11 protein-coding genes are annotated in these 9,823 nt (G+C 34.3%); 5 read left to right on the top strand and 6 right to left on the bottom strand.

The genetic code is table 11. The features are described from left to right. Positions 1-247: 247 nt before the first annotated feature. The 4 genes from ACSV4D_RS10285 to purN all read right to left on the bottom strand — a co-directional run bounded on the left by ACSV4D_RS10285 (position 248) and on the right by purN (position 4,370). Positions 248-2,146 carry an amidophosphoribosyltransferase gene (locus ACSV4D_RS10285; protein WP_439228214.1) on the bottom strand — a complete coding sequence of 633 codons (1,899 nt, stop codon included), beginning with the start codon at positions 2,144-2,146 and terminating at the stop codon, positions 248-250. A gap of 173 nt (positions 2,147-2,319) precedes the next feature. Then, positions 2,320-3,243, bottom strand: a complete 924-nt coding sequence (locus tag ACSV4D_RS10280; protein WP_408079994.1) for a PfkB family carbohydrate kinase — start codon at positions 3,241-3,243, stop codon at positions 2,320-2,322. A gap of 75 nt (positions 3,244-3,318) precedes the next feature. Continuing rightward, a complete protein-coding gene (rnhA, locus tag ACSV4D_RS10275; RefSeq protein ID WP_439228213.1) occupies positions 3,319-3,798 on the bottom strand; it encodes a ribonuclease HI in 480 nt (159 codons plus the stop codon). A gap of 2 nt (positions 3,799-3,800) precedes the next feature. Beyond that, positions 3,801-4,370, bottom strand: a complete 570-nt coding sequence (gene purN, locus ACSV4D_RS10270; protein ID WP_439228212.1) for a phosphoribosylglycinamide formyltransferase — start codon at positions 4,368-4,370, stop codon at positions 3,801-3,803. Between the two features lie 175 nt (positions 4,371-4,545). Here purN and ACSV4D_RS10265 point away from each other — a divergent pair, with 175 nt between their 5' ends. The 5 genes from ACSV4D_RS10265 to pyk all read left to right on the top strand — a co-directional run bounded on the left by ACSV4D_RS10265 (position 4,546) and on the right by pyk (position 9,007). Then, entirely contained in the window at positions 4,546-4,782 is a 237-nt protein-coding gene (locus ACSV4D_RS10265; RefSeq protein ID WP_007137004.1) for an acyl carrier protein, read from the top strand. A 173-nt stretch (positions 4,783-4,955) separates the two neighbouring features. After that, a complete protein-coding gene (gene fabF / locus ACSV4D_RS10260; protein ID WP_408080000.1) occupies positions 4,956-6,209 on the top strand; it encodes a beta-ketoacyl-ACP synthase II in 1,254 nt (417 codons plus the stop codon). Between the two features lie 9 nt (positions 6,210-6,218). Further along, positions 6,219-6,962 carry a ribonuclease III family protein gene (locus ACSV4D_RS10255; protein ID WP_408080002.1) on the top strand — a complete coding sequence of 248 codons (744 nt, stop codon included), beginning with the start codon at positions 6,219-6,221 and terminating at the stop codon, positions 6,960-6,962. A gap of 114 nt (positions 6,963-7,076) precedes the next feature. Next, entirely contained in the window at positions 7,077-7,565 is a 489-nt protein-coding gene (locus tag ACSV4D_RS10250; protein WP_408080004.1) for an IPExxxVDY family protein, read from the top strand. A gap of 8 nt (positions 7,566-7,573) precedes the next feature. Continuing rightward, positions 7,574-9,007, top strand: coding sequence for a pyruvate kinase (pyk, locus tag ACSV4D_RS10245; RefSeq protein ID WP_408080742.1), 1,434 nt, complete (start codon positions 7,574-7,576; stop codon positions 9,005-9,007). A 77-nt stretch (positions 9,008-9,084) separates the two neighbouring features. Here pyk and ACSV4D_RS10240 read toward each other — a convergent pair whose 3' ends face one another. Both ACSV4D_RS10240 and ACSV4D_RS10235 read right to left on the bottom strand, forming a co-directional pair. Continuing rightward, the gene (locus tag ACSV4D_RS10240; protein ID WP_408080006.1) at positions 9,085-9,270 is read right to left on the bottom strand and encodes a CsbD family protein; all 186 of its coding nucleotides are present in this window, start codon (positions 9,268-9,270) and stop codon (positions 9,085-9,087) included. 16 nt (positions 9,271-9,286) lie between these two features. Continuing rightward, positions 9,287-9,757 (bottom strand): Dps family protein, encoded by a 471-nt coding sequence (locus tag ACSV4D_RS10235; protein ID WP_439228211.1) that lies wholly within the window; start codon positions 9,755-9,757, stop codon positions 9,287-9,289. Positions 9,758-9,823 lie beyond the last annotated feature (66 nt).

The following is a 9,823-nucleotide window of genomic DNA, read 5'->3' as shown; positions in this document are numbered from 1 at the left end:
CTTTTCTCTTTTCTCTTTTCTCTTTTCTCTTTTCTCTTTTCTCTTTTCTCTTTTCTCTTTTCTCTTTTCTCTTTTCTGAGTTTATTCCAATAAAAAAGGTGGAATTGCTTCCACCTTTTTTGCCCCAAATCTACCATAAACTTAACCTACTAATATTATGGTGATTCAAATTTATGTTAGTTATAAGTCATGTACAAAAATACAAGACAAACAACCTAAAAAACCGATAAATAACTTATTTGTAAATTTAATAAGCTCTAGCGTCTTTACCTTCATAAAAATTCATGAAAGCACGATTTACAACTCTGTTTCCTCCAGCAGTAGGATAGTCTCCCGTAAAATACCAGTCTCCCAAATTTTTAGGACAGGCAATATGCAAATCTTCTACTGTCTGGAAGATTATTTTAACTTCTGCTTTAATTTCCGGCGAACTTAACATTTCAGCAATTTTATCCGAAATTTCCTGAGGTTCAAAAGGTTCATAAATTGCCGTTACATAATTAACAACATCTGCATCTTTAAAGTCTTCCTGCGCCTTACATTTTGCATACACTTCATCTACAATATGGTATAAGTTTCTTTCTTTTAAAAGTTCCAATGCAGCTCTAAATGCTACCAAACCTTCTAACTTAGCCATATCAATTCCGTAACAATCAGGGAAACGAATCTGAGGCGCTGAAGAAACAATCACAATACGTTTTGGATTCAGACGATCCATCATTTTGATAATACTCTTTTTAAGCGTAGTTCCTCTTACAATACTATCATCAATAATTACCAGATTGTCTGTAGGTTTGATAACCCCGTAAGTCACATCATAAACGTGCGCCACTAAATCATCACGACTACTGTCCTCTGTAATAAAAGTTCTCAGTTTAGCATCTTTTATAGCTACTTTTTCAGTTCTGATTTTTACAGCTAATAATTCCTGTAAAGTTTCAGCAGTAAGCGTATTTCTATTAGCTAAAATGTAATTATTTTTTCTCTGGTTTAAGAAATCCTGAGCCGCTTCTACTAATCCGTAAAAGGACGTTTCTGCTGTATTAGGAATATATGAAAAAACAGTATTATCAGTATCCTGATCAATAGAATTTAAAACAGCAGGTAAAATCAATTTACCTAAATTTTTTCTTTCCTGATAAATTTCAGCATCACTTCCTCTTGAGAAATAAATGCGTTCAAAAGAACATGATTTTTTAACTGTAGGAGTCAAAATTTCTTTCATAGAAACAGCTCCGTTCTTTTTGATAATCAAAGCGCTTCCAGGATCTATTTCATTTACTTTATCAAAAGGCACATTGAAAACCGTCTGAATAACCGGTCTTTCTGATGCTACAACCACAATTTCGTCATCCCGATAATAATATGCCGGACGAATTCCTGCCGGATCTCTGAAAACAAAAGCATCTCCATGTCCTAAAAGTCCTGCCATAGCATATCCTCCGTCAAGATTTTTTGCCGAACGGGCTAAGATTTTAGCAACATCTAATCTTTCGGCAATTACAGGCGAAGCCTCTTGTTTAGAATAACCTTCAGCCTTACAGTCCTGATACAATTGCATCACTTCTTTATCCAAGAAATGACCAATTTTTTCCATTACTGTTACCGTATCAGCCATTTCTTTTGGATGCTGACCTAACTCCACCAAATTTTGAAAAAGCTCTTTAACATTCGTCATATTAAAGTTTCCTGCCAAAATAAGATTACGATGCATCCAGTTACTTTGCCTTAAAAAAGGATGCACACTCTCAATACTGTTTTTTCCAAAAGTACCGTAACGCACATGCCCTAAAAACAACTCTCCTATATAAGGAATATTGGCTTTTTGAGCCGCTACATCATCCGCATATTCTGGATGATTTGCCATTTCTTCATTAATTCTTTCGTTAATCTGAGTAAAAACATCCTGAATAGGCTGAGACTGATTAGAACGAACTCTGCTAATATATCGTTCTCCTGGTTCCACATCCATTTTGATGCTGGCAAAACCAGCTCCGTCCTGTCCGCGATTATGTTGTTTTTCCATCATCAGATACATTTTTTGTATCCCGTAAAAAGCAGAACCATACTTCTCCTTGTAAAATTCAAGCGGTTTAAGCAGTCTAACCAAAGCTATTCCACATTCGTGTTTTAAAGCGTCGCTCATTGTAGTATATTTGTTGTTGTGTTTGTTTTATTCTAAATGTTTGTAATAATTTAAAATCCTTTATAACTGGTACAAAGTTTTAATTTTTTTATTCTATTTCAGTTAATCTGGATTAAGAAATCCGGTGTATTTTTATAAAACAAAAAAAACCCCGTTTCCGAGGTTTCAAAGCATTATAATTCTATATCAAATTGTGTCAACGATTTAAATTGCTTTAATCGGGCCACTACCTCATCTTTTTCTAAGCTAACCATTCGCTCTGTGCCAAATTTCTCCACACAAAATGAAGCCAGATTTGAGCCATAAATAATAGCATTTTTCATATTTTCAAAAGAAATATTCTCGCTCTGAGTAATAAATCCTGCAAAACCTCCTGCAAAAGTATCTCCTGCACCGGTTGGGTCAAAAACTTCTTCTAATGGTAATGCAGGCGCAAAAAAGACATTGTTTTCATGAAAAAGCAATGCACCATGTTCTCCCTTTTTAATCACCACAAATTCCGGTCCCATAGCCTGAATTTTAGCTGCAGCTTTTACTAACGAGTATTCTCCGGATAGTTGTCTTGCCTCTTCATCATTAATGGTTATAACATCTACACGCTTCATTACATCCAGTAATTCAGGCAAAGCACAATCCATCCAGAAATTCATGGTATCTAAAACTACTAATTTAGGCTTGCTTTCTAATTGATCTAAAACACCAATCTGTACTAATGGATGCAGATTTCCTAACATCACTACATCGGCATTTTTATAATTTTCAGGAACTTTTGGCTGAAAATCAGCCAAAACATTTAATTGCGTATCTAATGTATCTCTTGAATTCAGGTCGTTATGGTAACGTCCGCTCCAGAAAAAGGTTTTTCCGCCTTTTACTACCTCAAGTCCGGAAATATCAATATTTCTTTCCGTTAACAAATCTAAATATTCTTGTGGAAAATCATCACCTACAACAGAGACAATAGCCGATTGTAAGTTAAAAAAAGCGGCAGAAAGACCAATATAAGTTCCCGCTCCTCCTAAAATTTTATCGGTTTTCCCGAATGGGGTTTCAATTGCATCGAAAGCAACTGTTCCAACAATCAGTAATTTATTCATTTTATGAATTTGGAATTAAAGCGCAAAGATAGTTTATAACTTTCAGAGTTGCAAAAGTTAGAAGAAGCAAAATTATCACAAAATTTTACCTTCTTCTTTCTCATAAAAAACATCAACAGATAAATTTTTCTGACCCGAAGCAAACACCGCCAGTTCATCACACCGTTCATTTTGAGGATGATTATTATGTCCTTTTATCCATTTAAAATCAACCTGATGCCTGCGATAAACAATCAAAAATCTTTTCCATAAATCAGGATTCTTTCTGCCTGCGAATTTCTTTTTTTCCCAGCCCAAAACCCAGTTCTTAACCACCGAATCCACCACATATTTAGAATCCGAAACCACCAATACTTTCATATTAGAATTCCTGAGCTTCTCCAAACCTACAATTACCGCCAGCAATTCCATTCTGTTATTAGTAGTATAACGAAAACCTTCATAAAATTCTTTTTTATGCGGCGTTCCTACTAGTTCCATTACCACACCATAGCCTCCGGGTCCGGGATTCCCTTTTGCCGCTCCGTCAGTATATATATGTACCTGATATTCCAAATTTATGATTTAGCTTTTAACAAATCCTCAATAACCGCCGGAAAATACTTTTGTTCTAATTCATGGATTTTTTCAGCTACAACCTCTGGCGTATCAGTACCCAAAACCGTAACTTGTTTTTGAAAAATAGTAGCTCCTTCATCATAATTTTCATTTACATAATGAATAGTAATACCTGTCTCTTTTTCCTTATTTTCAACAATAGCTTTGTGTACATGCATTCCATACATGCCTTTCCCGCCGTACTTTGGCAGCAATGCCGGGTGTATGTTTATAATTTTATCCGGATAAGCTTCAATAATAGCATCCGGAAATTTCAATAAAAAACCAGCCAATACAATTAAGTCCGGCTGAATTGTATTAATTTTTTGTAATAAATCACTTTCGTAAAGCTCCGTTTTAGTAAAAATTTCAACAGGAACAGCATTATTTTTAGCCCTTTCAATCACCTTAGCATTTGCGTTATTGGTAAATATCCCAACAACTTCTCCAATTGTACCGCTTTTAAAATATTTTATAATATTTTCTGCATTTGTACCAGATCCAGAGGCAAAAACAACTATTTTTTTCATAATACACAACATTTAAGTGACGCAAAAAAAAGAATAAAAAACGAAATTAAATAGCTTTAGGAAGTCTTTGTTCAAAATTATTTTATATTTTAGATGTCACATTTATCAACTTAATAGTTATTTTAAAATAAAGTTTTTTATTTTTGCCACCAATTAAATTCTAAAATTAAAGATTATGTCAGACATTGCATCAAGAGTAAAAGCGATTATCGTAGACAAATTAGGCGTTGACGAAAACGAAGTTGTAACAGAAGCAAGCTTCACTAATGATTTAGGAGCTGACTCATTAGACACTGTTGAGCTTATTATGGAATTCGAAAAAGAATTTGACATTCAGATTCCGGACGATCAAGCTGAAAACATTGCTACTGTTGGTCAAGCTATTTCTTACATCGAAGAAGCTAAAAAATAATACACTCGCACCCGATTACTTTTTTCAGTACTCGGGTGTTATTATTTTTCAAATTAAAAGTTCGATTGAAATTCAATCAATTACACATAATGCGACACCCATGGCTCTTAAGTACTAAAACACAAAAGAAAGCGTGGGTTTTGCTTGTTTAAAGATAACAAAATACAGAATATATGGTATTAAAACGAGTTGTTGTAACAGGTCTGGGTGCTCTTACTCCTATTGGAAACAACATTGAGGAGTATTGGAACGGGCTTATTAACGGTGTCAGCGGTGCTGCTCCGATAACATATTATGATGCTTCAAAGTTTAGAACCCATTTTGCCTGCGAAGTGAAAAACTTCAATGTTGAAGACTTTATAGACAGAAAAGAAGCTCGAAAAATGGACCGTTATGCACAATATGCATTGGTTGCAGCTGAGGAAGCCGTACAAGATGCTGGTTTTAATCTTGAAAAGTTAGACAAGGACAGAGCTGGTGTTATCTGGGGATCAGGAATTGGAGGTTTAGAAACTTTTCAAATAGAAGTTCTTAATTATGCAGCTGGTGATGGCACACCAAAATTCAATCCTTTCTTTATTCCAAAAATGATTGCTGATATAGCCGGGGGTCACATTTCTATAAAATACGGTTTCAGAGGACCAAATTTCACCACTGTTTCGGCCTGTGCATCATCTACGAATGCCATTATTGATGCTTTTAATTATATTCGATTAGGACATGCTGATGTGATGGTAACAGGAGGCTCAGAAGCAGCTGTAACCATTGCCGGAATGGGAGGTTTTAATGCTATGCATGCCCTTTCTACACGAAATGACGATCCGAAAACTGCATCAAGACCAATGGATAAAGACCGTGATGGTTTTGTTTTAGGAGAAGGTGCCGGTGCTTTAATTCTTGAAGAATACGAACATGCTATAGCGCGTGGAGCAACTATCTATTGCGAAATTGGCGGTGGCGGTATGTCAGCTGATGCACATCACATTACAGCTCCTCACCCGGAAGGATTAGGTGCTAAAAATGTAATGCTGAACTGTTTAAGAGATGCCGGTTTAAAACCAACTGATGTTGACGGTGTAAATATGCACGGAACTTCAACACCACTTGGCGACATGGCCGAAAGTAAAGCTATCGAACAGGTTTTTGGAGAACATGCATATACCATGAATCTGAATTCAACAAAATCTATGACAGGTCATTTATTAGGAGCTGCCGGAGCAATTGAAACAATCTCTGCTATTCTTTCTATAAAACACGGAATCGTCCCTCCAACTATCAATCATTTTACAGATGATGAAAAAATAGACCCTAAGTTAAATTTCACTTTCAATGTAGCTCAAAAAAGAGACATGAATGTTGTTATGAGTAATACTTTTGGTTTCGGAGGTCACAATGCATGTGTATTAGTAAAAAAATTAGGATTCTAATTTTATACTATGAGTATATTCAAAAAAATATTTACAAAATCCCGTCGTTCTCAAGAAGACGGGATTTTTTTTGATACAATCCAAAAAATTCTGGGCTTTCCTCCTGGTGAGTTGAATCATTATCAAAAAGCTTTTACCCATCGTTCTTCCGGCAAAGTCGACACTACGGGAAATCCGGTTAGTTATGAGCGACTGGAGTTTTTAGGGGATGCCATGCTGAGCTCTGTTATTGCTGCACATTTATTTAATGAAGCACCCTATGGGGATGAGGGTTATTTGACTAAAATGCGTTCCAAAATTGTAAGCAGGGAACATTTAAATGAACTCGGAAAAGACCTAGATCTGATTCGGTTTGTAGAAAGCAAAGTTCCTGTACAGCATTTTGGCGAAAACATTCACGGAAATATCTTTGAATCTCTCATTGGAGCAATATATTTAGACAAAGGATATTCTTATTGTGAAAAATTTATTCAACAAAAAGTAATCATTCCGTATGTAGATATTTCCAGACTGGAAGGAAAAGTAATCAGCTATAAAAGTTTAATTATTGAATGGTGTCAAAAAGAAAAAAGACATTTTCATTATGACATCTTTGAAGATAATGCTATTGACGGACAGCGCTTATTTGGTGTCAGATTGAGTATTGACGAAAAAGTGATTGCTAAGGCAAGAGCAACATCTAAAAAGAAAGCTGAGGAAAAAGCTTCACAACGGGCCTATTTTGCTTTTCAGGAAAAAATGGACAAAAAATAATAGTAATTTACTCAACACTACAACGTTTTCGTTTTAAATTTAACGAATTCATTATATTTTCAACACTTATACTTCGACAGAAATAGTATATTTACATCTTTATTTTTAATGAAGATGGCTGTTCATAAATTAAATCTTGACGAATTTGATGAGATTGATTACAATCTTATTGCGATTCACACTTCTTTAGAAGATTATCGATTGGCATATTTTATCAATCAGAAACTTCCTGTAAATTTAGCAAAAAACGCTGATGAAGTACAAATAAACATCAAAGAAGGGGAAACAAAATTTTCAAGATTCTATTATTATGACGAAGAAAATACTGTGGCATGGAATTTAATTCAGAATATAAACGAAGTGGTTTCAGACAAAACTGAACAAGTTCAAAATTTATTTTCAGATACCAATGAAGGCATTTCGACAAAAGTATATTTATTGCCTGAATTTAAAAAAGCGGATTACTTTTTAAAAATAGACAATAGTAATAACAGCATAGATATCAATCAAATAAAAGTACTATTAAATACTATAGAAAATATAACAACAGCATATACTGTTGAAACAAAACAAATAAAATCTAAAAACAATCTAATTTTTTAATGCAAATGATTACTACAAACAAGAAAACTAAAATTGTGGCTACCCTTGGGCCTGCTTGCAGCACAAGAGAAATCATAAAGGACATGGTTGAAGCTGGTGTAAACGTATTTAGAATTAATTTTTCTCATGCTGACTATACTGATGTAGAAAACAGAATAAAAATCATCAGAGAACTTAATGAAGAATTTGGATACACTACAGCTATTCTTGCAGATCTGCAAGGTCCTAAGCTTCGTGTAGGGATGATGACAGAAGGCGTTGTTGTTAATGATGGTGATTTAATCACATTTACCACTGCCGAAGACATTCTAGGAACTGCCGAAAGAGTTTTCATGAAATACAAAAACTTTCCTAATGATGTAAATCCGGGGGAGAGAATTTTATTAGACGATGGAAAATTAATTTTTGAAATTGTATCTACTGATAAAAAAACCGAAGTTGTTGCTAAAGTTGTTCAAGGTGGTGAACTGAAATCAAAAAAAGGGGTAAACCTGCCAAATACTAAAATTTCACTTCCGGCTTTGACAGAAAAAGACATTGCAGATGCTATTTTTGCCATAGGGCAAAAAGTAGACTGGATTGCACTTTCTTTTGTTAAAACACCACAGGATTTAAAAGATTTACAAGACTTAATTGCAGAACACGCTGAATACAAAATTCCAATTGTTGCTAAAATCGAAATGCCCGAAGCATTAGAAAACATGGATAAAATTGTAGCTTATTGCGATGCATTAATGGTGGCTCGTGGAGATTTAGGAGTTGAACTTCCTGCTCACGAAGTTCCATTAGTACAAAAAGACTTAATCCGAAGAGCTAAAATGGCCCGCATTCCGGTAATTGTAGCCACACAAATGATGGAAACAATGATTACAAGTTTAACGCCAACACGTGCAGAAGTGAACGACGTTGCAAACTCTGTAATGGATGGAGCCGACGCAGTAATGCTTTCAGGTGAGACAGCTGCCGGGAATTATCCGGTACAGGTAATCCAGAAAATGACACAAATTCTGGAAGCAGTAGAAAATTCTCCGCTAATTCAGGTACCACAAAATACACCACAAATTAAAACAAACCGTTTTATCACTAAAACTATTTGTCGTCATGCAGCTGTTATGGCTAACTCTATTGAAGCAAAAGCTATTTCAACAATGACAAACAGCGGTTATACTGCATTCCAATTATCTGCATGGAGACCAAATACAGCTGAAATTTTAGTATTTACTTCAAATAAAAGAATCCTTACTCAGTTAAGCTTATTATGGGGAGTTCGTTCTTATTTTTATGATAAAGAAGAAAGTACTGACACAACTGTTACTGATATTAACAGAATTGCTAAAGAAAAAGGGCATGTTGTACCAGGTGATTATATTATCAACTTAGCTTCTATGCCAATTACAGAAAGAGGAATGGTAAACACCATGAGAGTTTCTGAAATTGTCTAAACCGTACTAAATTATCAAATATAAAATCCGTCTTGTTTTTAACCAAGACGGATTTTTTTATTATAGTATTTTAGAAACTATAGTTCAGCAATAATTTTTCTGACCTCATCTTTTGACTTACCTAATTTTTGCTGTAATTTTCCAAGCATTTCATCTTCTTTACCTTCGGTATACAACAAATCATCATCTGTTAAATCAGCATATTTTTGTTTTAATTTACCTTTTAATTCATTCCAGTTTCCTTTAATTTCTGTAGTATTCATAATGATATTTTTTAAATTATTTATTCATGTATTTTCTAACTGTCCAGGCCTGTGTTTCGTGACTTTGCAATAAAGCCGTTAAGAAATCAGCAGTCCCGTAATCATTTGTTTCTTCTATTTCTTTGATATAATCCCTCAATTGTTTTAGAGTTGTCTCATGATCCGATAAAAGTTCATTTATCATATCTTTTTGTTCAACAACTTTTGAGTTTTCTTTTAGGGTAGCATGATCAATAAATTCCTGCATTGTTCCGATAGCTTTTGCACCTAATTTACTGATTCTTTCAGCTATTTCATCAATAGTATGTTCTAATTGAGTATAGTGTTCTTCAAATAACTTATGTAACTCCATGAAACTATTTCCGGAAACATTCCAATGAAATTTTCTTGTTTTTACATAGAGCAGCATTTCATTAGCTAAAACAACAGTTAAAAAATCAACACTTGTATTTAAATCTTTTTTAGTAATTCCAATTTTAGGTTCCATATTTTTACTCTTTTTGGGTTCTTTTAATTGTTCTTTACAAAGATACCTTCAAACACCGCAAGAAGT

The sequence above is a fragment of the Flavobacterium sp. ARAG 55.4 genome (genome assembly GCF_051846875.1).
GTDB lineage: Bacteria > Bacteroidota > Bacteroidia > Flavobacteriales > Flavobacteriaceae > Flavobacterium > Flavobacterium plantiphilum.
This window is presented reverse-complemented; position numbering and strand designations above follow the sequence as displayed.

Coding starts and splice junctions, on each gene's coding strand:
- ACSV4D_RS10285 (WP_439228214.1), bottom strand. CDS start 2,146: ATGAGCGACGCTTTAAAACACGAATGTGGAATAGCTTTGGTTAGACTG.
- ACSV4D_RS10280 (WP_408079994.1), bottom strand. CDS start 3,243: ATGAATAAATTACTGATTGTTGGAACAGTTGCTTTCGATGCAATTGAA.
- purN (WP_439228212.1), bottom strand. CDS start 4,370: ATGAAAAAAATAGTTGTTTTTGCCTCTGGATCTGGTACAAATGCAGAA.
- ACSV4D_RS10265 (WP_007137004.1), top strand. CDS start 4,546: ATGTCAGACATTGCATCAAGAGTAAAAGCGATTATCGTAGACAAATTA.
- fabF (WP_408080000.1), top strand. CDS start 4,956: ATGGTATTAAAACGAGTTGTTGTAACAGGTCTGGGTGCTCTTACTCCT.
- ACSV4D_RS10255 (WP_408080002.1), top strand. CDS start 6,219: ATGAGTATATTCAAAAAAATATTTACAAAATCCCGTCGTTCTCAAGAA.
- ACSV4D_RS10250 (WP_408080004.1), top strand. CDS start 7,077: ATGGCTGTTCATAAATTAAATCTTGACGAATTTGATGAGATTGATTAC.
- ACSV4D_RS10240 (WP_408080006.1), bottom strand. CDS start 9,270: ATGAATACTACAGAAATTAAAGGAAACTGGAATGAATTAAAAGGTAAA.
- ACSV4D_RS10235 (WP_439228211.1), bottom strand. CDS start 9,757: ATGGAACCTAAAATTGGAATTACTAAAAAAGATTTAAATACAAGTGTT.